The 23,698-nt window shown below is 39.2% G+C and carries 25 protein-coding genes and 1 tRNA gene; 4 read left to right on the top strand and 22 right to left on the bottom strand.

From position 1 onward, the window contains the following. Nucleotides 1-35: 35 nt before the first annotated feature. From arcC to ACGHCK_RS02775, 9 genes are all read right to left on the bottom strand, one after another. A complete protein-coding gene (gene arcC, locus ACGHCK_RS02815) occupies nucleotides 36-986 on the bottom strand; it encodes a carbamate kinase (RefSeq protein ID WP_202229630.1) in 951 nt (316 codons plus the stop codon). A 95-nt stretch (nucleotides 987-1,081) separates the two neighbouring features. Beyond that, complete coding sequence (locus tag ACGHCK_RS02810) at nucleotides 1,082-2,545, bottom strand: basic amino acid/polyamine antiporter (protein WP_202229628.1); 1,464 nt, start codon at nucleotides 2,543-2,545, stop codon at nucleotides 1,082-1,084. 201 nt (nucleotides 2,546-2,746) lie between these two features. After that, nucleotides 2,747-3,790, bottom strand: coding sequence for an ornithine carbamoyltransferase (argF, locus tag ACGHCK_RS02805; RefSeq protein ID WP_202229626.1), 1,044 nt, complete (start codon nucleotides 3,788-3,790; stop codon nucleotides 2,747-2,749). Nucleotides 3,791-3,926: 136 nt separating this feature from the next. After that, the gene (gene arcA, locus ACGHCK_RS02800) at nucleotides 3,927-5,156 is read right to left on the bottom strand and encodes an arginine deiminase (RefSeq protein WP_202229624.1); all 1,230 of its coding nucleotides are present in this window, start codon (nucleotides 5,154-5,156) and stop codon (nucleotides 3,927-3,929) included. 210 nt (nucleotides 5,157-5,366) lie between these two features. Beyond that, nucleotides 5,367-6,437, bottom strand: coding sequence for a dual-specificity RNA methyltransferase RlmN (gene rlmN / locus ACGHCK_RS02795; RefSeq protein WP_202229622.1), 1,071 nt, complete (start codon nucleotides 6,435-6,437; stop codon nucleotides 5,367-5,369). 89 nt (nucleotides 6,438-6,526) lie between these two features. Continuing rightward, complete coding sequence (locus ACGHCK_RS02790; RefSeq protein ID WP_271327883.1) at nucleotides 6,527-7,135, bottom strand: YutD family protein; 609 nt, start codon at nucleotides 7,133-7,135, stop codon at nucleotides 6,527-6,529. Nucleotides 7,136-7,554: 419 nt separating this feature from the next. Continuing rightward, entirely contained in the window at nucleotides 7,555-8,007 is a 453-nt protein-coding gene (locus ACGHCK_RS02785; RefSeq protein WP_202229618.1) for a dUTP diphosphatase, read from the bottom strand. 36 nt (nucleotides 8,008-8,043) lie between these two features. Further along, on the bottom strand, nucleotides 8,044-8,736 hold the full coding sequence (locus ACGHCK_RS02780; RefSeq protein ID WP_271327882.1) for a rhomboid family intramembrane serine protease: 693 nt from the start codon (nucleotides 8,734-8,736) through the stop codon (nucleotides 8,044-8,046). After that, entirely contained in the window at nucleotides 8,726-9,244 is a 519-nt protein-coding gene (locus ACGHCK_RS02775; protein WP_251420373.1) for a 5-formyltetrahydrofolate cyclo-ligase, read from the bottom strand. Before ACGHCK_RS02775 ends, ACGHCK_RS02780 begins: the two co-directional genes overlap by 11 nt. 112 nt (nucleotides 9,245-9,356) lie before the next feature. Here ACGHCK_RS02775 and ACGHCK_RS02770 point away from each other — a divergent pair, with 112 nt between their 5' ends. Together ACGHCK_RS02770 and ACGHCK_RS02765 are read left to right on the top strand one after the other, a co-directional pair. Then, the gene (locus tag ACGHCK_RS02770; protein WP_003135240.1) at nucleotides 9,357-9,554 is read left to right on the top strand and encodes a cold-shock protein; all 198 of its coding nucleotides are present in this window, start codon (nucleotides 9,357-9,359) and stop codon (nucleotides 9,552-9,554) included. 131 nt (nucleotides 9,555-9,685) lie between these two features. Beyond that, a complete protein-coding gene (locus tag ACGHCK_RS02765; protein ID WP_251420375.1) occupies nucleotides 9,686-11,041 on the top strand; it encodes an MATE family efflux transporter in 1,356 nt (451 codons plus the stop codon). A 14-nt stretch (nucleotides 11,042-11,055) separates the two neighbouring features. On the opposite strand, the gene gatB is transcribed toward ACGHCK_RS02765, so the two are convergent. The 13 genes from gatB to rnpA form a co-directional block, all read right to left on the bottom strand. Beyond that, nucleotides 11,056-12,489 (bottom strand): Asp-tRNA(Asn)/Glu-tRNA(Gln) amidotransferase subunit GatB, encoded by a 1,434-nt coding sequence (gene gatB, locus ACGHCK_RS02760; RefSeq protein WP_251420377.1) that lies wholly within the window; start codon nucleotides 12,487-12,489, stop codon nucleotides 11,056-11,058. Nucleotide 12,490: 1 nt separating this feature from the next. Then, complete coding sequence (gene gatA, locus ACGHCK_RS02755) at nucleotides 12,491-13,963, bottom strand: Asp-tRNA(Asn)/Glu-tRNA(Gln) amidotransferase subunit GatA (RefSeq protein WP_251420380.1); 1,473 nt, start codon at nucleotides 13,961-13,963, stop codon at nucleotides 12,491-12,493. Beyond that, nucleotides 13,963-14,268 carry an Asp-tRNA(Asn)/Glu-tRNA(Gln) amidotransferase subunit GatC gene (gene gatC, locus ACGHCK_RS02750; protein ID WP_202229606.1) on the bottom strand — a complete coding sequence of 102 codons (306 nt, stop codon included), beginning with the start codon at nucleotides 14,266-14,268 and terminating at the stop codon, nucleotides 13,963-13,965. The genes gatA and gatC overlap by 1 nt, the downstream gene beginning before the upstream one ends. 220 nt (nucleotides 14,269-14,488) lie before the next feature. Further along, a complete protein-coding gene (gene codY, locus ACGHCK_RS02745) occupies nucleotides 14,489-15,280 on the bottom strand; it encodes a GTP-sensing pleiotropic transcriptional regulator CodY (RefSeq protein WP_202229604.1) in 792 nt (263 codons plus the stop codon). Nucleotides 15,281-15,415: 135 nt separating this feature from the next. Beyond that, entirely contained in the window at nucleotides 15,416-17,014 is a 1,599-nt protein-coding gene (locus ACGHCK_RS02740) for a glycosyltransferase (RefSeq protein WP_251420382.1), read from the bottom strand. 137 nt (nucleotides 17,015-17,151) lie between these two features. Beyond that, nucleotides 17,152-17,475, bottom strand: coding sequence for a DUF1292 domain-containing protein (locus ACGHCK_RS02735; protein WP_202229600.1), 324 nt, complete (start codon nucleotides 17,473-17,475; stop codon nucleotides 17,152-17,154). 15 nt (nucleotides 17,476-17,490) lie between these two features. Then, entirely contained in the window at nucleotides 17,491-17,919 is a 429-nt protein-coding gene (ruvX, locus tag ACGHCK_RS02730; RefSeq protein WP_202229598.1) for a Holliday junction resolvase RuvX, read from the bottom strand. Beyond that, the gene (locus ACGHCK_RS02725) at nucleotides 17,919-18,185 is read right to left on the bottom strand and encodes an IreB family regulatory phosphoprotein (RefSeq protein WP_003133629.1); all 267 of its coding nucleotides are present in this window, start codon (nucleotides 18,183-18,185) and stop codon (nucleotides 17,919-17,921) included. Before ACGHCK_RS02725 ends, ruvX begins: the two co-directional genes overlap by 1 nt. Before the next feature lie 200 nt (nucleotides 18,186-18,385). Further along, a complete protein-coding gene (locus tag ACGHCK_RS02720) occupies nucleotides 18,386-19,297 on the bottom strand; it encodes an aldo/keto reductase (protein ID WP_251420385.1) in 912 nt (303 codons plus the stop codon). 274 nt (nucleotides 19,298-19,571) lie between these two features. After that, nucleotides 19,572-19,706 carry a 50S ribosomal protein L34 gene (gene rpmH / locus ACGHCK_RS02715; protein WP_003135255.1) on the bottom strand — a complete coding sequence of 45 codons (135 nt, stop codon included), beginning with the start codon at nucleotides 19,704-19,706 and terminating at the stop codon, nucleotides 19,572-19,574. A 120-nt stretch (nucleotides 19,707-19,826) separates the two neighbouring features. After that, on the bottom strand, nucleotides 19,827-20,738 hold the full coding sequence (gene jag, locus ACGHCK_RS02710; RefSeq protein WP_202231261.1) for an RNA-binding cell elongation regulator Jag/EloR: 912 nt from the start codon (nucleotides 20,736-20,738) through the stop codon (nucleotides 19,827-19,829). Between the two features lie 25 nt (nucleotides 20,739-20,763). Then, nucleotides 20,764-21,579, bottom strand: coding sequence for a YidC/Oxa1 family membrane protein insertase (locus ACGHCK_RS02705; protein WP_202231262.1), 816 nt, complete (start codon nucleotides 21,577-21,579; stop codon nucleotides 20,764-20,766). Continuing rightward, nucleotides 21,576-21,944, bottom strand: a complete 369-nt coding sequence (rnpA, locus tag ACGHCK_RS02700) for a ribonuclease P protein component (protein WP_202231263.1) — start codon at nucleotides 21,942-21,944, stop codon at nucleotides 21,576-21,578. The genes ACGHCK_RS02705 and rnpA overlap by 4 nt, the downstream gene beginning before the upstream one ends. Before the next feature lie 380 nt (nucleotides 21,945-22,324). On the opposite strand from rnpA, the gene ACGHCK_RS02695 reads away from it, so the two are divergent. Together ACGHCK_RS02695 and ACGHCK_RS02690 are read left to right on the top strand one after the other, a co-directional pair. After that, nucleotides 22,325-23,263, top strand: a complete 939-nt coding sequence (locus ACGHCK_RS02695) for an alpha/beta hydrolase (RefSeq protein WP_251420390.1) — start codon at nucleotides 22,325-22,327, stop codon at nucleotides 23,261-23,263. Between the two features lie 229 nt (nucleotides 23,264-23,492). Beyond that, nucleotides 23,493-23,578, top strand: a tRNA-Leu gene (locus ACGHCK_RS02690). The last annotated feature ends 120 nt before the right edge of the window (nucleotides 23,579-23,698 follow it).

Here is a 23,698-nt window from a genome sequence, read left to right as displayed (position 1 = left end):
AGGAAAAAGGCCACGTAAACGCAGCCTTTCACATTTTAATCCGCAACAATTGTTGTCCCTGAACCATTTGCCAAGAAATCTTCAAGATTTTCAAGTGAGGTAATCGTTGCAGCACGTCCTGTACGTTCTACAAAAGCCATGGCTGCTTCAACTTTTGGCTTCATAGAACCTGCAGCGAATTGTCCTTCTTCCAAGTAGGCCCCAATCTCAGACAAGGTAACCTTTTCCAATTTCTTTTGATCAGGTTTGTTGTAATTGACGAAAACATTGTCAACACCTGTCAAGATAACCAGTTCATCACCGTCAACGAGTTCTGCAAGTTTAGCGGCTGAGAAGTCTTTGTCGATAACAGCTTCCACACCTGTGTATGTCCCATCTTCATTGGCAACTACAGGAATACCACCGCCGCCTGATACTGTTGTCAAAACTGCAGCATCTAATAGAGGCTTAATTGCTTCTGCTTCGACGATACGCTCAGGTTTTGGACTTGCTACAACACGGCGATAGCCACGGCCCGAATCTTCAACAAATTTCCAATCTGGATATTGTTCCTGCATCTTATTCATCTGCACTTCATCATAAAACGGTCCAATAGGTTTTGTTGGGTTTTCAAAGGCTGGATCATTGCCATCAACAACAACGCGGGTTACAACTGAGGCAACTGGGATATGTCCTAAACCTTCCTTAAGTAGAGCCTTAGTGAAAGCCTGACTCATCCAGTAACCGATTTGTCCTTGAGTCATAGCAACTGCTGTGTCTAAAGGCATAGCTGGATTTTTTTCACTGTCTGATCCCAATTGTTGTAAGAGCAAATTTCCAACCTGTGGTCCGTTCCCATGAGTGACAATGATTTCTACATCGTTGTTTTTGATAAGTGGAATCAATTGACTTGCTGTAACTTCCAAGGCTTCTTGTTGTGCTTTTGCTGTCGGATCATTTGTCAAAATAGCATTACCACCAAGAGCAACTACAATACGTCTAACCATAAATTATTTTCTCCTATTTCTTATTATTTAAGCGCTTACTTTGCGCATCAAAGAATAAAATTTCTGATTAATCAAAAATTTCATCTTTTTTATTCTTAAATACCGAGCAACTCTCTTAAACCAAATTGATTGGCAAGAAGTCCATAAAGAGCTAGTAAAGCTGCAAGTGTGAACACAATGATGGCAAACCATTCTCTTGAAGAAATACTTCTGTTATTTTCTCGTTTCGCGCGAATATAGAGAACAAAGCCAACAACGTAAAGGATAGCGGACATCCATACAAATTCCCAACCGCTCAGATAAAGGGCAACAATCTGGAAGGCCATAGCGAAGAAACCTATTAAGATATTTCTCGGTGATTTTTCCACTAAACCAACTTTAAACATGTAGGCACCTACCAAAGCGTAGCAGACCATGATTACAGCCGTACAAAGATATACAAATACATTATAGGCATCTGAGGCAAAGTAGGTAATGATAATAAAGAGTTGTACAAAACCTTGAGTCAACAATAATGAATTGACAGGTGCACCAGCCTTATTTTCTTTCCCAAACCATGCAGGTAAAAGTTTTTGTGAAGCCAGTTGAGAAGTCGCCTCCACCGGAAGCATTGTCCAAGACAACCAAGCACCGAGAAGTGAGATAATCAAGCCAATAGCCATCAAATTCCCGCCCCAAGGGCCAACCATTTCACGTAGGATTCCAACCATACCTGGTTGTGGTATGCTTGCCAATGTTGCTTGATCCAAATAACCGTATGGCAAGAGTGAGAGCAAGATATAGATAACTAACAGGGTAAGTAAACCAATAATGGAGGCTTTACCTGCATCTGATTTTTTCTTGGCACGGTCACCCATCATCGCAGCGCCTTCAATACCAACGAAGACCCAAATCATGACCATCAGAGAATTTTGAATTTGTTCTACTAAGCCTGATGCTGTCATATTTGTAAAGGCCGCTGAACCATCTGCATTAATCGCTACATTTTGCCAAAAATGCTCTGTGAAAATTCCCGCTTTGAACATGACAATAGCAACAACTGCAAAAATTACGATTGGGATTAATTTTGCGATGAGAACGATAGCATTAATAACTGCTGCTCCTTCGACACCACGAATAACAAGTGCTGTTAAAGCCCATGAGACAACAGAAACAACAATTACTGATAAAACAGTTAAAGAACCGTCATCGTTGGCAAAGACCCCAGGAAAGAAATAATTGACCGAGGTCATCATCAATACAGCAAAGGCAACGTTACCTGCCCAAGCAGACAACCAGTACCCCCATCCTGATAAGAAGCCAGCAAAATCACCAAATCCTGCGCGAGCATAGTCTGAAACACCTGAAAGTTCAGGCTTATTTACTACAAGATAGTTCAAGCTCAAAACGAGCATTAAAATACCAAAACCGATAAAGAGCCACGAAATAACAACACCACCTGGTGTAGCGCCACGAGCTAAATCATTTGAGAGGTTGAATACCCCACCACCAATTGCTCCTGAAACAATAATGGCTACAAGGGCCATGAGCCCAATTCCTTTTTTATTTTCTACTTCCATATTACTACCTATTTTTTCATAAAGTCATATGCTTTAAAAAAGTCTTCAACACGATGATAATATATTTGGGATCTGACCTTTTCAAAACAAGAGTTATAGAGGGAGCTTAAAATATTTTTTCCAGATTTGTGCAAACTTCCCACTGGCATCAGCGAAAGTGGAAAGTCTGTCAAATCCGGAAAAAATCAAATTCAACACCAATTATTTGATACTTGGCACATCTGGAATGAAGAGATTACCCAAAGTTGCTGCCATAATTGCTTTAATTGAGTGCATACGGTTTTCAGCTTCCTCAAATTGACGGGCGTATTTAGAGCGGAACACTTCGTCAGTGACTTCCATTTCAGTCAAGCCATATTCTTCTTTGATTTCTTTACCATATTCAGTTTCAGTATCGTGGAAAGCTGGCAAGCAGTGCATGAAGATGAGTTCTTCATCTGGAGTTCCAGTCAATTTCATCATATCCATTGTGACACGGTATGGAGTGAGGAGCTCAACACGTTCTTCCCAGTTTGACTCACCCATAGATACCCATACGTCGGAGTAGATAATGTTTGCGCCTTTAACCCCTGCTTCGATATCTGCAGTTGTTTCTGGTTTTGCACCTGATTCAGCTGCAAATTTGCGCGCGATTTCCATAACTTCTTCTGATGGTTGGAGTGATTCAGGCGCCACGATAGTTACGCTAACGCCAAGCATTGCACCTGTTACGATTAGAGAGTTGGCCATGTTGTTGCGTCCATCACCAACATAAGCAAGTTTAAGACCTTTAAGGTAGCCAAATTCTTCCTTGATTGTCATATAGTCGGCAATCATTTGAGTTGGATGCCAATCATCAGTCAAACCATTCCATACAGGAACACCTGAGTATTTTGCCAAGTCTTCCACTTCTTTTTGTGAGAAACCACGACGTTCAATCGCATCAAACATTGACCCCAGAACACGTGCTGTGTCTTCAGTAGATTCTTTAATACCAAGTTGGATATCGTCCTTACCGAGATATTCAGGGTGCGCACCAAGGTCAATCGCCGCAGTGGTGAAAGCTGCACGTGTACGTGTAGAAGTTTTGGCAAAAAGCAAGGCGATATTTTTTCCTTCTAGGTAGTGGTGCGGAATGTTATTTTTCTTCAAAGCTTTCAAATGGATAGCGAAATCAATAAGGTATTGAATTTCTGCAGGTGTAAAGTCTTTTTCTGCTAAAAATGAACGTCCTTGGAAAACTGAATTGATTTTTGGTGTTTGCATTTATTTTTCTCCTCAATTAAATATTTTTTTGTTTTTTGAAATAAGATTATAATGGCATCTGCTTGGAGTTTTGAGTTCGAGAACTGTCAAGCTTATTGACAGTGTCTGTAAACCAAGCAGTTTTAAGTGAACTGTTTTAGATATCTTCACGCCATAGCGGTTGAGACATACAACGTGCTCCACCACGTCCACGTGCTAACTCACTTGAAAGAATTTCATGAACTTTGACACCATGTTCTTTGAGCAATTCGATAGTGACATAGTTACGGTCATAAGTGACAATTTCACCCGGAGCGATTGCCAATGTATTTGAACCGTCATTCCATTGTTCACGTGGTGCAACAATAGGGTCACCATTGCCGCATTCAATCAAGTCAAGTTCTGACAAGTCTAATACTTTCTTAAGTGCAGCTTTGAGATCTGTTAAGTGTTCAATTTCAACCTCACCATCCTTACCTGGACGCAAGATGAAGGCATTGATATTTCCAGAGCCGTCAAAGATTCCTGGGAATACTGTAAACTGATCGTGATTAATCATTGTAAATACAGTGTCCAAGTGCATCATTGCGTGGTTATGTGGAATTTCAACTGCAAGTACAGTGTCAAAGGTTGACAATGGGTTTGCGAAAAGCTCTTTAGCCAATGCTTGAATCGTCTTAGATGAAGTACGCTCAGAAACACCGATTGCCACAGTATGTTTGTTAAGAACTAGTTCGTCCCCGCCTTCGATACGTGTTGTATGGTTGCGGTCACGCCAGATTGGAGTATCTTTAAAGCGTGGGTGATGTGCCATAACGTACTCTGTAATCAAAGATTCAGGTTGACGTGCTGGGAAAGTCATTTTATTGATAGTCATCCCTACACCCATAGATGCTTGCGGGTCACGTGTAAAGTAGGCGTTTGGCAATGGATTGAGGTAAAAATGATTTTCAGCATCAGAACCAGCCATGTCACTAAGTACTGTACGTTGAAGGTCCAATTCGTTTTTACGAACACCTGCATAGATTTTATCAACCATTGCTTTTGTATCCATACTTGTCAAATACTCTGTCAAGCCATCAAGTGTACGCCCTGGACGATAGCCAGCCTCGTGCAAGAGACGTGCCAAGAAGTCTTTTTTAACACTTTCCGTTTGGAAAACATCTGCAGCAAGGTCTTCGATATAGACTGTTTCTGCACCGTTATCACGCAATGTTTGTGCAAAGAAATCGTGTTCCTTCTGTGCAATCTTTAGGTAAGGGATATCATCAAACAAAAGCTGATGCATTGTGTCTGGTGTGATGTTTTCTACTTCAGCACCTGGACGATGAAGGAGAACTGATTTAAGTTTCCCGATTTCTGAGTTGACATTGATTGCTTTTTCCATGAGATAAGCATCCTTTCTTAAGTAAATCTATTATAAATTAAAAATTGTAAAAGCGCTCCCAACACCTTTATTATAGTTTAATCTTTTTTTAAATGCAAATCAACGTTCATTATAATAATGCGCTTTCATTTTATAATTAATAATAAATATACAAAAAGAAACCAGCAATAGCACGGTTAAGGGCAGCAAGCGGTTCCTTTTTATTTTTATTTAATTTTCTTCTTTTTTTCTAATCTGTTTACTTCTGAGTTGTCCACAGGCAGCATCAATGTCTGTACCATGCTCTTGACGCACTACACAGTTGATTCCATTTTTCTTAAGAACATCATAAAATTTCGCCGTATCACCCTGTGTTGAGCGTTCATATCTGATGTGCTCTGCAACTGGATTGTAAGGAATCAAGTTGACATAAGCAAGTTTCTTTCTTGGTTTTAGCAAATCAGCCAATTCTTGAGCAATCTCAGGCGTGTCATTTTCTCCTGAAAGCATGATGTACTCATAAGTTACACGACGATTGGTCGTCTCAGTATAGTAATCAATAGCTTCAAAAAGTTTCTCCAAGGGAGCATTACGTGTAATACGCATAAAGCTTGTACGCAGTGCATTATTTGGTGCATGTAAAGAAATAGCCAAGTTCACTTGTAAATTTTCATTAGCAAATTCTTTGATCTTAGCAGGCATGAAACCACAAGTTGACACTGTGATATGGCGGGCTCCGATAGCCAAACCATTGTCATCATTGATTATGCGTAAAAAGTTCATCAAGTTTACATAGTTGTCAAAAGGTTCACCAATTCCCATAACAACAACATGGGATACACGTTCATCTTGACCTTTTTCGTCAAAATATTTTTGAACCAGCATAATTTGCGCAACAATCTCCCCAGCTGTGACATCACGCTCTTTTTTCAGAATACCAGAGGCGCAAAAAGTACAGCCCATATTGCAGCCAACTTGTGTAGTCACACATACAGATAAACCATAAGATTGGCGCATCAAGACAGTTTCAATCATCATTTTGTCTGGTAACATGAAAAGGTATTTAACCGTCCCATCTTCTGACTCTTGGACGACCACTTGTTCCAAAGGATTCATGATAAAGTGCGCCTTTAGCTTCGCAATAAAATCCTTCGATAAGTTTGTCATTTCCTCAAAAGTTTGAACACGTTTTCTATAAAGCCAATCCCATACTTGTGTAGCCCGAAATTTTTTTTCACCATTTTCGATTGCCCAGTCAATCAGCTGATCACGTGTTAAGCCATAAATTGTTTGTTTTTCCATTATATCTCCGATATTTTTAGCAAATCAGTCCTTAATCCATTTTTTATGTATATTATTCAATAGTTTTTTAGACACTTTTTGATATTTGTCTATTTTATTGTTTTTGAGCGTTCGCGCATTATAAAATTAGATTTAGAATGAGAAACTTTGTCATTTTTCTCATTTTCATTCATTTTACTGTTGATTTTCGTTGATTTATCGCGAGTTTCAAAATATTTTTTCTCATTTTTCTTCTGTTTTTTCTGACTGTTTCGATCTTTACTTCGATTATTCCGCTGACGAAGCCTATCAAATTTTGGATGACGCGGTTTATCTTCAAACACACGTTCAGATGTGTATGCTTCATCTTGTGAACGTACACGTCGCAAAACAAAATAGGCGCAACCATAATTACAGTATTCATTAATATAGTCTTCTAATCGATCTATTTTATTTTCAGACTGCATTTTTTTTCTACTGGTTGAAAAGAAACCTTTTAATCGCAGCTGTTCGAAGCCCCAGTCACCAACAATATAATCATATTTATCGAAAATATCACTGAAACGCTGTTCTAACTTTTCAGCATCAAACCCCTCACGGTAATTGTAGACCAAATGAAAAGTCTTCCCGCCTACTTTTACAATATCACCATTGGAAATCACATGCTCACCGGGAAAACGATTATAATTTAATTTTGATTCATCAACTTCTTTTGGCACGCTATCTTCCTTTCTGTTTTTTTTATTCTCTCGTTTTATTTATTTAAACATAGAAAAAACAACTCTACTTGACTTCCCCTTACGGATATCCTAGCGAAAGTACCTTCAATACTTCTCTTTGTCTTTCTTTTTATCCTGCCTCTGACTCACTGTCTCCAATCAGAAGTTAAACTATTATCACCAGCTAGCTCTTATATTTTTTAAGCCTTTAGCAAAAGGAACTTGCTTATACTTGAGCAAGGCATCAAGATTTGGCACAGACGGATAACTTTTTGATTTTTCCGCAAAAAAACGCTCGATGGCTGAAAACTTTTCCAGTTACGAGTGTAAGTCTTTCAAGCAAATATTGCACAACAAATCCATTTTACCATTATAACACAAAAACTCTATCTCCAATCGATAGCTTTTGAGCCTCTTCATTAGTGACCTGTGGAGCCAAAACCGCCTGTACGTGTGGTCTTAAGTGTTTCCTCATCGCCATCAGCAACTAAGAAAGGCATAAAGACCGCTTGAACAATTCTTTCTCCCTTTTCCAAAACAACTTCTGACTCAGTGATGTTCTTCATCTGAGCAAATATCTCGCCTTCATTACTTGGATTATTATAATAATCACCGTCAATAACACCAACTGAATTAATCAGAATCAAACCTTTTTTGCGTGGATTTGATGAACGATCGTAAAGATAGAGCACCTCTCCAGCTTGCATATAGGCTTTAAGTCCTGTTGGTACTAACTTGATTTCCCCCGGCTGTATAACAAGCTTTTCGGCCACAGACAGGTCATAACCTGCAGCTTGTTTCGTTGCGCGTACTGGCAATTCAAGTCCAGCATTTTCATATTTACTTACAATTTCAAATCCACGTGTTTTCATAGCTCTTCCTCATTACTTTTTTCAATTTTGGGGGACCTATTTTATGAATGGTAAAATAAGAAATACCATAAAAAGAATCACAACTGTTACCCCCGATAAAATGCGATTCTGCATCGGTACAGAATTTTTAAAATACTTAGGTGGAAATACAGGCGCCAAAAGCAGGCCTCCTACCGCACCACCGAGATGGGACCAAATGTTTACTGTACTTAAATTAAACAAATTGAAAAAGAGATTGATGGCAATGAGAACAGTGAAAGTCTTTCCAATCTGTTTGAGCAAAGGATGTCCAGTAAAAAAGCCAATTCCTGCAATCGCTGCAAAAAGACCAAAGATAGAGGTTGAAGCGCCCGCAGATAAGGAGTTTGGTGAAAAAATAAAGGTTGCCGCATTCCCAAAAATTCCTGAAAGAATATATATCAAACTGAAATTAAGGCTACCAAATACAGCTTCAACCTGACGTCCAATAAAAAAGAGTGTCAGAGTATTCATCAGAAAGTGCGTCCATCCGATATGGACAAAGATTGGTGTAACCAGTCGCCATAATTGAGTCGGATCAACCAAAATGGCTGGTGGAAATAATGCACCGGTATTAAAAAGATTAATTGCCGAGGTTGCAGCTAAACCATAGCGTAAGAATTGGTAAAGCCAAACCATCGTTGTTAAAAGTGATAAAACATAAGTTGCTTTATGCTTCATAAAGTCTTTTTTTATCATGTCAATGTTCATAAGTAAATGTGTCTCCTATGCGTATATCATGAGTTTCTGGGTTAAAGTCTTTTTGCTGGAAATCATAATATAGACTTGCAGTCTGACCAGAAAAATGCGCCAGATAACGGTCATAATATCCTGCCCCAAAACCAATACGATATCCCTCTTTATTCCAAGCCAAACCTGGGACTAAAATCAAATCAGGAACAATTTCTTGGTTCGACTTAGGTTCTAGTATACCAAATTTTGTGCGTTCTAAGTCATTTTTATTGTATTTTACGAACATCATGTGACGATTGGGCAAAGTCTTGGGTATAACTATTTGTTTATCCTTTTGTTCAAAAAGAGTTTTCAAATCAAATTCAAATTCCTGCGGCATGTAGAGCGCAACGACTTTTGCTGTTCTCCATTGTTCAGAAGCAAGAAATTTTTCAATAATTTTCCGACTTTGGTAGCTTTTATCAGCAAGATCAAAACTTTTCAGTAAATTTATCATCTCTTGGCGAATTAGCGCTTTCTTTTCCATACTTTATATGGTATCATAAAGCTGTAAGTTTTTTTCAAGTTAACGTTTGTGCTTTTTTGTTACACGCTTTCCGACGATAAGATTTACCAAACTAAAGAAAGGATGTATTCAAATGGCACAAGGAACTGTAAAATGGTTTAACGCCACTAAAGGTTTTGGCTTCATTACAACTGAAGAAGGCAACGATGTGTTTGTACACTTCTCAGCTATTCAAACTGATGGCTTCAAAACACTTGATGAAGGTCAAAAAGTGAACTTTGATCTTGAAGAAGGTCCACGCGGACCTCAAGCAATCAACGTTACTAAATAATTCTAATTCTTGGCACCCTTGAGGTGCTTTTCTTTTATTCTAAATTAAGATATTCTAAAAAAGACAGATAGACTATTGTTTAATACATATAAAAAGTTTACAATGTATAAAGCAAAGAATTTAGGAATATTATGAAAGATTTAACAAAAGGAAACATCCTCAAAGGTTTAATTACCTTCACCCTCCCCTTGCTCTTGGGAAACTTTTTTCAAGTGCTCTATAATACTGCAGATACACTAATCGTTGGTCAAACTTTAGGGAAAAATGCCCTTGCTTCTGTAGGGGCTACAGGCTCCATCAACTTTTTAATTGTTGGTTTTGCTCAGGGCATGACCGCTGGACTCACGATTATTACTGCGCAACGCTTTGGTGCCAAAGATGCACATGCTGTCAAAAAGTCCTTTGTGACAGGGCTGTATTTTACGATAGCTATCTCGCTCTTGCTCAGTGTCTTATCGGTCCTATTTGTGGGGCAATTACTCCAACTTATGCAAACTCCTGCTGAGATTTACGAAGGTGCACATACTTTTTTGAGTATTATGCTAGGTGGACTTACAGCGACCACACTATATGCTTATTATTCAAATGCGCTCCGTGCCTTAGGTGATTCCAAGACACCACTCTATGCACTTATCGTCGCCAGTATTTTAAATATAAGCTTTGAGTATTTCGCAATCCTCGTTCTCCATTTAGGCTTAGCAGGGGCAAGTGCAGCTACGATTTTGGCCCAATGTATCTCTGTACTCTATCTGGTTTTACACATTAAACGCAAGGTGCCTGAGTTACATCTTAATCGCAAACTCCTTGCTTACAATGCACAAGAAATACGTACACATGCGCGCTTAAGCATCCCCATGGGATTTCAATCTAGTATTATCGCCATTGGCTCTATTACGCTTCAAGTAGCACTTAACACTATGGGAACAAATGCTGTCGCCACTCAAGCTATTGTTTCTAAGATTGATCAAATCGCGATGCTGCCAATGATGTCGATTGGGCTTGCCATGGCTACCTTTGGAGCCCAAAACTATGGTGCAAAACAATATCGACGAATAAATCAAGGGCTTTTCCAAGCTCTACTCATTGCTGTTTCTTGGGCGATTGGCTTTGCCATTCTTTTAGTAAGCTTGAACTACTACTTCACTACTGCTTTTATCTCACCAAACCAAACTGCTGTTATCGATATGGCTAGACATTATTATATTGTAAATGGTGGCTTCTACTGGCTACTTGCTATTCTCTTTGTCACGCGCTCAACACTACAGGGATTGGGCAATGCGCGCATTCCGACGATTTGTGGTGTGGCAGAGTTAGTCATGCGTGCTGCAGTGGCTATCATCGGTGTTAATCTCTTAAATTATACCGTGATTATTTCATCTAATCCTGCTGCTTGGATGGGATCAACCGCTATTTTAATCCCCACAACTATTCGGATGGTCCGTCGCTTTAACCGAGAAAACACACAAGAAAAAATCGTTCTTCCTTGAACGATTTTTTTATATTAGTCTTTATCCAATTCTTGATAGAGCAGTTTTTGCGCTACTGTCGGATTAGCTTGTCCTTTTGTAGCTTTCATGAGCTGACCAACTAAAGCTTTAGCTGCATTTTCCTTACCTCCACGATAATCCGCAACAGATTGTTCATTTTTAGCAAAGACTTCATGAATAATTGGCAAGAGTACAGCTGGATCAGAGATTTGAACCAAGCCGGCCTTTTTAACAAAAGCTTCTGCTGAGCCGCCATTTTTAGCTAATTCGAGGAAGACTTTCTTCGCAATTTTAGATGAAATTGTCCCATCCGCAATCAGACGCAACATTTCTGTAAGATTTTCTGGAGTTAATTGAATATCTTTAAGTTCCAAATGTGCTGTGTTCAAGTATTGTGCAACTTCTCCTTGAAGCCAGTTGGATACCAATTTGGCATCACCACCACATTTAACAGCTGCTTCAAAGAAGTCAGAGACATCTTTTGAAGTTGTCAACTGGCGTGCATCATATTCACTGAGGCCCATTTCCTCTACATAACGCACACGACGCGCTGCTGCGAACTCAGGAAGTTCTGCACGAACTTCGTCAACCCAAGCTTCAGAAATTTCAATACGTGGCAAATCTGGCTCAGGGAAATAACGGTAATCCGAAGCCCCCTCTTTAACACGCATCAAGATAGTTTCACCTGTTTTATCATCAAAACGGCGTGTTTCTTGACGAATTTCGCCACCAGAACGAAGAATCTTCGCTTGACGCTCAATTTCGAAGGCTAAGGCTTTCTTCACATTACTGAAAGAGTTCATGTTTTTCACTTCTGTTTTAACACCAAACTCTTCTTGACCATAAGGACGCAATGAAATATTGGCGTCACAACGCATTGAGCCTTCTTCCATCTTCACATCAGAAATACCTGTGTAGAGAATCAACTCACGTAAGGCGGTCAAATAAGCATAAGCTTCGTCGGCACTGCGCATATCTGGCTCAGAAACAATCTCAATCAATGGCACCCCTTGACGGTTCAAGTCAACATAAGAGTAGCCATCTGTTCCATGCGTATTTTTACCGGCATCTTCTTCAATATGCGCTCGCTCAATACGTATAGTCGATTTTGTACCGTCTTCAAGTTCAATTTCAATAGAGCCATTGTAACCGATAGGTTCATCCGCTTGCGAAATTTGGTAAGCTTTAGGATTATCAGGGTAAAAATAATTTTTACGATCAAAATGCATACTCTTTTGAATTGACATATTCATGGCAAGAGAAGCTTTCATCCCTGCAACGACAACGCCTTTATTCAAAGTCGGCAAAACACCTGGCATTGCCCAATCAATAACATTGGTATTCACATTTGGTTCAGAACCAAATTCAGCTGGAGTTGGGCTGTAAATTTTTGAGTTCGTGTTTAGCTCAACGTGGACTTCAAGTCCAATGACTGCTTCAAAGTTCATCTTATTTTGCCCCTCCTTCTGTAAAGATAATTGGTTTTTTCTTATGGTAATCTGTCGTTGCTTCAAATGCTGCTGCGACTTGATAAATTGTTTCTTCATCGTAACGCTTACCAATCAATTGCATCCCAACAGGTAGACCTTCAACATAGCCTGCTGGAATCGAAATCCCTGGTAATCCCGCAAGGTTGACCGGAATTGTGAGGATATCTGAGAGATACATTTGAACAGGATCTTTTGATTTTTCATCGAAGCCAAAGGCAACTGTTGGAGCCGTTGGGCCAAGAATCAAATCATAATCCGCAAATACTTTATTAAAGTCTTCAATAATCAGTGTACGCACTTGTCCAGCCTTTTTAAAGTGCTTATCGTAGGCACCTGCAGAAAGACTAAATGTCCCCAGCATGATACGGCGTTTGACCTCATCGCCAAAGCCTTCTGAACGTGATTTCACATAGACATCCTCAAGATTTTCGATATGCTCTGCACGATAACCATAGCGGATACCATCGAAACGTTGCAGGTTTGAGCTGGCTTCTGAAGAAGCAATGATGTAGTAAACAGCTACCCCATACTTACTATGTGGCAAGCTCACCTCTTCAACAATAGCCCCTAAAGATTCTAAGTGTTTCGCTGCCGCCATAATTTGCTCTTTAACTGCTGGGTCAATCCCTTCGCCAAAATACTCTTTAGGCAAAGCAATCTTCATTCCTTTGATGTCTTGACCAATTTTTGAGGTGAAATCAGGTACAGCAAGCTCTGAACTTGTAGCATCCTTGGTATCACTACCAGAGATAACATTTAAAAGTTGTGCATTTTCTTCAACAGTGGCTGAAAACGGACCAATTTGGTCAAGTGAACTAGAAAAAGCAATCAAACCATAACGAGACACACGTCCATAAGTTGGTTTCAGACCCACGATACCACTGAAAGAAGCCGGCTGACGAATCGAACCGCCCGTATCTGAGCCTAATGACAGGCGGACCTGTCCACTTGCAACAGCACTGGCTGATCCCGAAGATGAACCTCCAGGAACTTTTGTTTGATCCCATGCATTACGAGTCGGTTTTACGAAGGATGTTTCCCCTGAGCCTCCCATTGCAAATTCATCCATGTTTGCTTTACCAATAATAATCATGCCATTGTCATAAAGTTTTTCAACGACAGTCGCATCATAAGGCGGAATAAACCCTGATAAAATCTTGCTTGCTGCAGTAGTTTCAATATTTTTAGTCACAATATTGTCTTTAACTGCTAAGGGAATACCGTCTGTGAGTTTTGTTGCATCAATCCCACGCGCATCAATGGCAGCTGCTTGTGCTAATGCTTCTTCATCTAAAACGGAGATAAAACTTCCCACCGCTGCTTCACGTGCATGCACATCTTCCAAGGTCGCACGTGTTAATTCAACAGCAGAGATTTCCTTTTTGACTAAGAGGTCATGCAACTCTTTAATTGTTTTATCATTCAATGCCATTACGCATCACCTCCATCAGTCAACATCGCAGGTACCTTAATATAGCCGTCTTGTTTCGTAGGTACATTTCGCATGAGTTCGTCACGATTATCACCTGCTACAGCAATATCTTCACGCATGCGGTTTAAGTTGTCCGCAACGCTCATCGTAAACTCTACATTTTCTGTATTTACTTCCTCCAGCTGTTCAACCATTTCAATGATTTTACCCAACTGATTCGTCACAGCATCAATTTCGTCTTCCTCAAATTTGAGCTTTGACAATGCTGCCACATGCTCCACTTGCTCTTTTGTAATCTTGCTCATGTTATTTTCCCTAACTATTAAAGATTTTCATTCTCAATTATAGCAAATTTCTAAAAAAACTGATACAGCTAGGCTTTACTGCCCATTTTCACAATGCTTCATAAAGTTATTTTTACTGCACAACTGGCCCATTAAAAAGGAACCGCTTTCCTGCGGTTCCTCTTCAGATATTTTGAGATAAACTTCTTTCCCAAAAGTTTTCCCCAACTATAAACTGTCTTTAGAAATTACGACCTTCAAGTTTTGTAAAGAGACCTTGATTCAGAACTTTAAGATAAGTTCCTTTCATGCCTAATGAACGACTTTCAATAACACCTGCAGATTCAAGCTTACGGAGTGCGTTAACAATAACTGAACGAGTGATTCCAATCTTATCAGCAATTACTGATGCAATAACATGTCCTTCTTCACCATCAAGTTCTTCAAGAATCGCTTTAACCGCTTTCATCTCTGAATAAGAAAGTGTGTTAACAGCCATATTCGCCATGGTATCTTTACGAATATTATCTTCCATTTGTTCAAGCTTAAGGTTAGAAAGTTGAACTCCGATAACTGTTGTTGCAAGCTCTGCAAGAACAAGGTCATCATCATCGAATTTTCCATCTGTACGCCAAAGGATAAACGTTCCTAAACGCATGCCACTACCATAGATAGGAGCACATGTTGTCAAACCATTAGGATATTCTCCTAAAAGTTCTGCAGGAAATATTGACAATGGCTCATTGATTGTGATGTTTGCTAAGGTATCATAAATACGAATAGCCGCACGTGCATAATCTTCTGGCAAATGCTTTTCTACATAGAAAAGTTCATTAACGCGGTCATTGTTAACTTCATATGGTAGTGAAAAGCCTAAAAGTTTTCCTTTTGTATCAATAATACAAGCATTACAGTCGATAACGTTGGCTAAACGCTCCGTCATGTTGTCATAAGGTAAATCCTGCTTTAGGTCAGTCACACCATCTTGCAGAACTGACGTAATTTTGCGGGTTTTTTCTAATAATGTAGCCACGGTTTTCTCCTATTATATTATTTTCTAAATAAACTCTTAACAGATTATAGCACAAAAAAATTCAAAAAACAACAGCAATAGTCAGAAAATTCGCTTTTTTCATTATAATAAAATAAGACATACAATATGTACATCTTATTTCTTTTTATATACAGAAAATTGACTAACATTACTAATTTCTACTTTTTCATATGAATCTTGAAGCGTCCTCTGCACTGAATCTGAGAGTTCTTGCCCACTTTGAACAATAACATATTTATTCTCCGCATTTGCAAAGACTAGATCAAAATTCTGATGAAACCCTATAGGGTAGTAACTTGGAAAAACGCCCAGACTTGCGACACGCTGTGCCCGCAGATTAATATTCTTATCCCCTGCTATAGCCAAAACTCTATCATCTCTTGTCGTATCGGCCTTCACATGTTGAGCAACTTGTTGCTCCTCGGAGAAGACTTGACGATTCATCCATTGTGAAACAAAAGGTGCACCTATGACAAAGAATAGAGCCAAAATTGGAGCAAAGAGTTTTGCTCTCATGTATTGTTGCAAAACATTTCGACGTTGGTTTACAGCATCCTGTAATGTGTCACTGACAAAAAGCAGGAGTAAAGGCAAGAGCGCTAGGAGATTTGAACTTTCAAATACTGGGGATAAAAGTACAAAAACCAAGACGGCAACTGAACCAATGAGCAGTAAAACTTGCCAAACAAAGGTTTGCCCTGATTTTTTAATATTTAACATGCCATGAACAAAATTAGTTGCTAAACCAAATACTAAAAGAAAGACAATTGATTTTAAAAGAGTCAACCACAGATTAGCTGTAAAGCCTAAGCTGGTAAGAGGAATAATGATGGACTGCTCAATTGAGGTGTAGAGAACTTGCGCATTTAACGCATAGAAGGCTACCGTGTATCCTACCAACAGTACACCAAACAAGGTTGCCAGCAATTGATAGAAACCACGCCCAATTCTCTTGTTCCTAATATTAAAGATGAATAAAGCCAATGCTGAAATCACCCATAGAACGGTCATAACCGGTGATATAACCAAAGCAAAGGCACCGCTCATCCCAAAAAAGATAAAAGCTTCATCACGAACATCTTGGCGCAGATAGCGGTCTAAAAACTGTAAGGCCCACAAAGCAAGAGGCAGAGCCATCAAAGTTGGGGAAGTCCCTCCCTGAGCCAAACCTGCAATTGAAACCAAGGTAAACCCTGCGGTAATGCGCGCAGCTAAACGACTGTGTGTCCGCTGTAAAATCAACCGATAAACTTGTACACCACTTATAAACAAAGCAAAGAGTTGGAAAAAGTAGAGCAACCACGTGGTTTGAGCGAAATGTCCAATCCAATTAATTAAGTAAAAGACTAAACCTCCAGAACCCCAGAAATCATTATAAGGAACCAAACCTGCCTGCATGGCCATTCCTGAATAAAGGTATTGAGATTGTACTCCAACAGATTGGAAATTAAAAAGCGGTAAAGCATAAAAGGTCAAGCTAAGAGCAAAAGAAACCAGAGCAATAAAAAACCAGTCAGCCGCTAAAATTCTCGGTGCCTTTTCTCTTGTTCGTGTAAAGCCTCCTTCTGCCTTGTCACGCCGTGAATAAGAACCGGTGATTTCAACAGAGTCATCAAACGCTTCCTCGCTCTCAAATCCTTCAAATTCTTCGGATTGCGCCATTACTTTTGTCTGTTCATGCCTCAATGTGCGTGAACCATATCTTTTTTTCATGATTATTTCCTTCAACGAGTAATTACTAAATTATAACAAATTTTCCCAAACTACTCAATCTTCCTTAGAAGAACAAGGCCAAAATTCCTGACATTAATGTAGCAATACAAGAAAAAAAGGGCTTCACCCCTTTTTTATCAATAAACTTCGTCGTCTTGATTTTCCATGAAATTATTGAACACTTCTTCAATCATATCCCATTCAGCATCAGATTCTTCAGCAATAGGCTGTAAATCTCCTTCAGTACCGTCTTCATTTTGTGTAAATGAATAAGCTTGAATTTCAACTTCACCATTCTCATCCTCTGTGCCATCAACAGGCATAACGAGAACGTAATTCTTACCAAACTCTTCTTGACCATCGATAGTAATCAAGATTTCAAAAAGGCTTTCATTCCCGTTATCATCAATAAGAGTGATAAAACGTTCTTCGTGTTCGTGGTCATGTGTATGTTCTGACATAATACTTCCTATCTTCTAAAATAATTTATGGGCATCAAGATAGTTTTGCAATATCAAGACTGCCGCAAGTTTATCAATTGATTTTTTACGGTCCTTACGACGGACACCACCATCAATCAATACTTTTTCTGCCTGCATGGTTGTCAAACGTTCGTCCTGGTACTCCACGGGTACACCAAACTCTGAGGCAATTTTTTCGCCATAATTTCTGGATGCTTCGGCTCGAATACCTTCATCGTTATTCATATGCTTGGGTAAGCCAAGTACAATTTTCGAAGGTTTATACTCCTTAACCAGTTCTGCTAAGCGCTCAAAACCAAACTCACCTGATTCACTATCAATTTTTATTGTCTCAACAGGTTGAGCCGTCATACCAAGTAAATCGCTGACTGCAACACCAACGGTTTTTGTACCGACGTCAAGCCCTAAAATTCTGCTGTACATTAGAGTTGTACACCGTGTGCTTTTAGGTATTCTTTAATCAATTCTTCAACAATATCATCACGATCAAAGCGACGAATCTTGTTGCGCGCATCGTCGTGACGTGGAATATAAGCTGGATCTCCTGACAAAACATAACCTACCATTTGGTTGATAGGATTGTAACCTTTAGCATCAAGTGCACGATAAACATTTACAAGTGTTTCGCCAATTTCTTTTTTACTTGAATCATCAAATTCAAAGCGGACTGTTTCATCTGTAAAACTCATGGTATGTACCTCCTTTGGGATAGGTTCAAGCAAATTGCTTAAAAATCCTTTTAATTAACTTTTCCTAATAATGCTCCTTAATTATACACCATTTCCCCTACGAATTCAATCTATTTCAACTCCTTGCTTGTCTGGAACACTAACATCCTTAGTTTTTTATAAATTTACTGCAAGATAGGAGTTTCTTATGTGACAACCCTTCACGGTAAACTATTCCCTGCAGCCATGTACAAATCGTACCACTCATCATGACTTAAAACAATGTCGCTTGCTTCCGTGACTTCCTTAATACGACTCTCTGTCATTGTTCCGATTATCGTTTGCATCTTTGCTGGATGACGATTAATCCAGGCGATAGCAATTCCTGACGGTGTCACGCCATATTTTTCAGCATAAAAGTTGAGTTTTTGGTTTAATTCGGGGAATTTTTCATTGTCTACAAATGGGCCGTCAAAGAAACCGTATTGGAAAGGAGACCATGCTTGGATGGTCATTTTATTTATACGTGAATATTCTAACACTGAGCCATCTTGCATATGACTGGCCTGATTTGGAATATTTACATTCAATCCTGCATCAATCATTTCCGTATGCTTCAAACCAAATTGCAGTTGGTTGAAATATAGAGGCTGCTTAACTGCTGTTTTAAGCAGTTCTATCTGCATCGGGTTTTGATTGGAAACACCAAAATAGCGTACTTTTCCTGATTTTTCTAGCTCATAAAAAGCCTCTGCAACCTCTTCTGGCTCCATTAAAGTATCCGGACGATGTAGAAGTAATGTATCCAAATAATCTGTCTTAAGCCGCTGCAGCGAACCTTCCACAGATTTAAGAATATGCTCTTTTGAAAAATCATAAGCCACTCCCGGACGAATTGAGCATTTGGACTGGAGATAGATATCCTCACGTCGGATAGATGTCTGTGCCAAAGCTTCTGCAAACACTGTCTCACACTGGCCATCTCCGTAAATATCTGCATGATCAAAAAAGTTAATGCCATTTTCATAAGCTGTCTCAATGACTTTTACAGGATTCTTTCCTGGCTCTATAATACGCATACACCCCAAGATAACCTGCGACGCCTGCATAGCCGCAATTTGAATTTTTTTCATCAACAAAAACTCCTCTTTATTTTACAATAGATTCATTATAGCACAATAAAAGTAAACGCTTAACTTTAAGCTGCTTTTGTTACCATATCTTTTGCTTGAGCAAGGAGAGGCACAATATCTTCCTCTTTCTACAAACCGTGTTTCAGATGAAAAATTAAAAAGCTGTCAAAGACAACTTTTATGCTGTGAATCTTGTGAATCATTTTTAGCAAACATTACCGCAGAGTTGGCAGAACTAAAAAACCTGCCAGCCGGCAGGAATATTTTTTTACAATTAAACTGTAAGTGAAGCACGTCCTTTACGACGACGAGCTGCAAGTACACGACGTCCGTTTTTAGTTGCCATGCGTGCACGGAATCCGTGAGTAGTCTTACGAGGTTTTTTATGCGGTTGGTAAGTACGTTTCATTTATTAAATCCCTGGGCTACTTCACTTGGGAAAGTAGCTCCACCGTTCTTGCGGTGTTCCTTTCTTTCATTTCTGTGCTTAAAGCATACTAAAATATTCTACACTAAATACTCTCAAATGTCAAATTTCTTTTGTCACTGTAATATAACGATTGTATTCGCTACCGTCAGAGTGGCTTGAAACACCGTCTTCCTTCGAAATGATAGTATGCACAATCTTGCGTTCGTTAGATTGCAAGTCGTTAATATACACTGTTTCCCCAGCACGTGCACGTTCTGCGGCACGATGCGCCAAGCTTGTAATATATGCTTTACGCTTTTCATGATAATCACCAACGTTTACAGCGATGTTTACACGTGTACTTAGGATACTGTTTGCATAAGCTTTAGCTAAGGTTTGTAAACTTTGTAAAATCTTGCCATGTTTGCCAATAAGGAGTGCATCTTGATTGGAATTAAGGTTGAAAACGATAAGTGAACTTTCCTTTACAACGTTTACAGTGATAGCTATCCCCATCTCAGATGTAATATTTGTCAGATAGGTGGAAATTTTATCGGCAAAGTCTGACTCTTCATCTGTTAACCCCAAGGGCAAATCTTTTGCTTTTTGCCTAACTTTTTCTGGAATTTCAACTTCTGCAACAGCTTCCTTACTTTGCGCAAGATCCGCCTTGACCTCTTCAATGATAACTTCACGCTCCTCAGCTGTAAGCTCACCCTTCTGCTCTTTCTCAGCTGCACGTACAGCCTTGACAATCTGACTCAACTCAAGCGTAGCTTCCATGGCTGATTGTGCCTTAGGTACACCAAGGTCAACAGCATCAATCCCGCGTTCAGCCAAACGATCCGCTTTGCGAATGGTTTCTTCCTTGATTTCTTCTATATCTACGAGTGCTCGTTTTTTTCCAAAACCTAGAAAACCACGTTTTTCTTTTTGTTTCACATGAATATGCACATTTTCACGTTTTAGACCCAATCGGTATAAACCGCGTTCTATTGCCTCTTCAACTGTTCTTCCAGTAAAAATAGTCATGATTTAAAACTCCTATCTCCTGATTTTACTTCTTATTTTTCAAAGCTTTCTTCAATGCTTTTTCACGCGCTTTTACCTTATCCTTTTCTGCTTTCACCTTAGCTTCTCGCGCTGCAATTATCTTAAAAGGATTAGCAATGAGCATCGTTTGTAACACTTGGAAACCATTTGACACTACCCAATAAAGCGCAACACCACTTGCAACATTGATAGCAAAAACAAAAATCATCACTGGCATAAGAAATGTCATCGTACTCGTCATTGCATTTTTTTCAGGTGCCGCTTTCATTGTTAACCATGAGCTAGCAAAAGTAAATAGCGCTGCCAAAATTGGCAAAATGTAAGTCGGATCTTTGTCTCCAATATTAAACCAGAGGAAAGTACCATGCTTTAGGAAATCAACCCGTGTCAATGCTTGATACAAAGCCCATAATATTGGCATTTGAATCAAAAGAGGTAGACAACCTGCGTAAGGATTAACTTTGTTTTTAGCATAAAGTTCCTGAGTTTCTTCCTGAACCTTACGCCGAGAATCCACATCTTTACCTGGGTACTTCGCTTGTATTTTTTTTATTTCAGGCTGAATTTCCTGCATTTTTTGGCTTGACTTAATTTGAATATTCATTAAAGGCAGAAGTGCCACACGAATAATCAAGGTGAATAAAATAATGCCAACGGCTGTCATGCCACCAAATGACAAGAAACGAATGACCTGAGCGAATCCATAAACTATCTGTTCCCAAAAGCTTGTTGAATGTTGTGTGACTTCAGAGCGCCCACAGGCAGCCAATAAGAGTAAAGAAGCACTTGCTATTGAAAGCAAAGTTATTTTCTTTTTCAATCCTTTTCTCCATCTTTATAAATTTTAGATAATTTCAATACATGTTTGAGATTCTTTTTTACTTCTTTAAAACTGAGTTTTTCTACGCCTGGGCGTGCAATGACAACAAAATCTTCACCTTCTAAATGTGATGAAAATTCAGCAACTGCATGCCTTATTAAGCGTTTCACACGGTTCCTTGTAACAGCATTTCCGATTTTTTTACTTACCGAGATTCCTATACGAAAATGCTGTTGCTCAGCATAAAGTTTATATATAATAAATTTCTTGTTGGCAAAGCTATTTTTCGCTAAAAATATTTGTTCAAAATCTTTCGAGCGTTTCACACGATAGGTCTTTTTTATAGCCAAGCCACTCTCTCCCATACTAAAAATTATCTCCACTATTTTAACACAAACTAGAGGAAAAGTCACCCCTCTTCATGAAAGCGCTTTTCAAAGTTGAGTATTCTTGCATATCGCTACTAAGAGAAAACAAGTCATGCTAGAATGGAAGTAAATAAAAGACAGCCTTAACCAGAGAGCCGATAAAATGTACTTCATTTTGCTTCCCTAAACACAACGGTTCCCTGAATCAATCCCCTTTGATTCCTAACTGCTGCCTTTCCTCCCTGCACACTTATTGGTTCTTGTAGGGAGTTTTTTGATATACGCCTCACTCTGTGATTCATATCTCTTCCAATCAAGCTGTAACAAATCAAATCATACGGTGATTTTTTTACTCAAAATTTGGTATAATAATGCAGATGAAAAAAAGTACAAAGAAAAAACTAACTATTTGGAGCTCCAGTATTATAGCTCTATTACTCCTTATTGACTTGGGGGCTACCTTTTATTTTTATAACATTGCGTATGTTCGAAACGATATCCCGACCAGTCAAGTTGAATCTTCAAGTAAAAATTTTCCTCTTGTCAAAAAATTTGATCAACTGGAAAAAACAGACCTTACAATAAAAAATGACGGACTCAAACTCAAAGCCTGGTATGTTCCTGCAGAGAAAAAAACAAATAAAACCGTCATCGTTGTTCATGGCTTTCGTCAAAGCAAAGAAACCATGCGCCAATATGGACAGCTTTTCCACGAACTAGGATACAATGTGCTCCTACCGGACAATCGTGCTGCAGGAGACTCAGAAGGGCAGCTCATTACCTACGGTTTCCATGATAAAAAAGATGTTATAGCCTGGGCCAAGAAATTGACTGATGAAAATCCTAAGACTAACATTACTTTGTTCGGACTTTCCATGGGCGCAGCAACTGTCATGATGGCCTCCAATCAAGAAGAACTCCCAGATTCTGTGAATAGCATCATTGAAGATTGTGGTTATAGCGATGCTTGGTCTGAAATAACCTATCAAGCTAAATCTACATATAATATTCCGCCCTTCCCCCTTGTTTACAGCCTCTCAGCCATGAATAAAGTACGTCAAGGTTGGTTTTTAAAAGAAGCCAGCGCAACTCAAGCTCTTTCTGAAAACAAACGTCCCATCCTCCTCATCCACGGAGATTCTGACACCTATGTGCCAACAGCTATGCTCTATGATAATTATAAAGCCGTTAAAGCAGGCACACCAAAGGAAATGCTCCTTATCAAAGGAGCAGCACACGCCAAAGCTTTCGAGACAAATCCGTCCCTTTATCAGCAAACAATTGAAAAATTTCTAAAAAAATATAATGGTTTATAACCTTTGCGATAGCTGATCAAAGATAAGCTGTCACGATAACTTCTTGAAAATATTATAGGAGCAGGGGATAGCTTCCCTGCTGTTCCATCCTAAAACTGTACAAAATTACTTCCCTCCGCTAAAATATCTACTTTTCCATAGAAATGAGCTTCACATACTTAGCGTAACGAATTACAGTTTATTCTTGCATTCTCTTTAGCAAAATGGTACTATATTAAAGTACCAATTCGCGGAAGTGGCGGAATTGGCAGACGCGCAGGATTAAGGATCCTGTGGCCTATCTTGGCTGTGCGGGTTCAAGTCCCGCCTTCCGCATTTCACTAAACGTCTATTATCTGGACGTTTTTTTCTTTTCCCTAAAAAAACTAAGGCTATCATTTCTTGAAACATGCCCACATCCAACTTCAAAATCAGCCATAAAAATGGTATAATTAA

This window comes from Lactococcus muris (assembly GCF_042849115.1).
Lineage (GTDB): Bacteria > Bacillota > Bacilli > Lactobacillales > Streptococcaceae > Lactococcus > Lactococcus muris.
Note: the sequence above shows the minus strand (reverse complement) of the source record. Positions and strands in the feature narration are given on the sequence as shown.

What these genes read in the sequence shown, in the direction of transcription:
- arcC (WP_202229630.1), bottom strand. Translation starts at nt 986, where the DNA reads ATGGTTAGACGTATTGTAGTTGCTCTTGGTGGTAATGCTATTTTGACA.
- ACGHCK_RS02810 (WP_202229628.1), bottom strand. Translation starts at nt 2,545, where the DNA reads ATGGAAGTAGAAAATAAAAAAGGAATTGGGCTCATGGCCCTTGTAGCC.
- argF (WP_202229626.1), bottom strand. Translation starts at nt 3,790, where the DNA reads ATGCAAACACCAAAAATCAATTCAGTTTTCCAAGGACGTTCATTTTTA.
- arcA (WP_202229624.1), bottom strand. Translation starts at nt 5,156, where the DNA reads ATGGAAAAAGCAATCAATGTCAACTCAGAAATCGGGAAACTTAAATCA.
- rlmN (WP_202229622.1), bottom strand. Translation starts at nt 6,437, where the DNA reads ATGGAAAAACAAACAATTTATGGCTTAACACGTGATCAGCTGATTGAC.
- ACGHCK_RS02785 (WP_202229618.1), bottom strand. Translation starts at nt 8,007, where the DNA reads ATGAAAACACGTGGATTTGAAATTGTAAGTAAATATGAAAATGCTGGA.
- ACGHCK_RS02780 (WP_271327882.1), bottom strand. Translation starts at nt 8,736, where the DNA reads ATGAACATTGACATGATAAAAAAAGACTTTATGAAGCATAAAGCAACT.
- ACGHCK_RS02775 (WP_251420373.1), bottom strand. Translation starts at nt 9,244, where the DNA reads ATGGAAAAGAAAGCGCTAATTCGCCAAGAGATGATAAATTTACTGAAA.
- ACGHCK_RS02770 (WP_003135240.1), top strand. Translation starts at nt 9,357, where the DNA reads ATGGCACAAGGAACTGTAAAATGGTTTAACGCCACTAAAGGTTTTGGC.
- ACGHCK_RS02765 (WP_251420375.1), top strand. Translation starts at nt 9,686, where the DNA reads ATGAAAGATTTAACAAAAGGAAACATCCTCAAAGGTTTAATTACCTTC.
- gatB (WP_251420377.1), bottom strand. Translation starts at nt 12,489, where the DNA reads ATGAACTTTGAAGCAGTCATTGGACTTGAAGTCCACGTTGAGCTAAAC.
- gatA (WP_251420380.1), bottom strand. Translation starts at nt 13,963, where the DNA reads ATGGCATTGAATGATAAAACAATTAAAGAGTTGCATGACCTCTTAGTC.
- gatC (WP_202229606.1), bottom strand. Translation starts at nt 14,268, where the DNA reads ATGAGCAAGATTACAAAAGAGCAAGTGGAGCATGTGGCAGCATTGTCA.
- ACGHCK_RS02740 (WP_251420382.1), bottom strand. Translation starts at nt 17,014, where the DNA reads ATGAAAAAAAGATATGGTTCACGCACATTGAGGCATGAACAGACAAAA.
- ACGHCK_RS02735 (WP_202229600.1), bottom strand. Translation starts at nt 17,475, where the DNA reads ATGTCAGAACATACACATGACCACGAACACGAAGAACGTTTTATCACT.
- ruvX (WP_202229598.1), bottom strand. Translation starts at nt 17,919, where the DNA reads ATGTACAGCAGAATTTTAGGGCTTGACGTCGGTACAAAAACCGTTGGT.
- ACGHCK_RS02725 (WP_003133629.1), bottom strand. Translation starts at nt 18,185, where the DNA reads ATGAGTTTTACAGATGAAACAGTCCGCTTTGAATTTGATGATTCAAGT.
- ACGHCK_RS02720 (WP_251420385.1), bottom strand. Translation starts at nt 19,297, where the DNA reads ATGAAAAAAATTCAAATTGCGGCTATGCAGGCGTCGCAGGTTATCTTG.
- rpmH (WP_003135255.1), bottom strand. Translation starts at nt 19,706, where the DNA reads ATGAAACGTACTTACCAACCGCATAAAAAACCTCGTAAGACTACTCAC.
- jag (WP_202231261.1), bottom strand. Translation starts at nt 20,738, where the DNA reads ATGACTATTTTTACTGGAAGAACAGTTGAAGAGGCAATAGAACGCGGT.
- rnpA (WP_202231263.1), bottom strand. Translation starts at nt 21,944, where the DNA reads ATGGGAGAGAGTGGCTTGGCTATAAAAAAGACCTATCGTGTGAAACGC.
- ACGHCK_RS02695 (WP_251420390.1), top strand. Translation starts at nt 22,325, where the DNA reads ATGAAAAAAAGTACAAAGAAAAAACTAACTATTTGGAGCTCCAGTATT.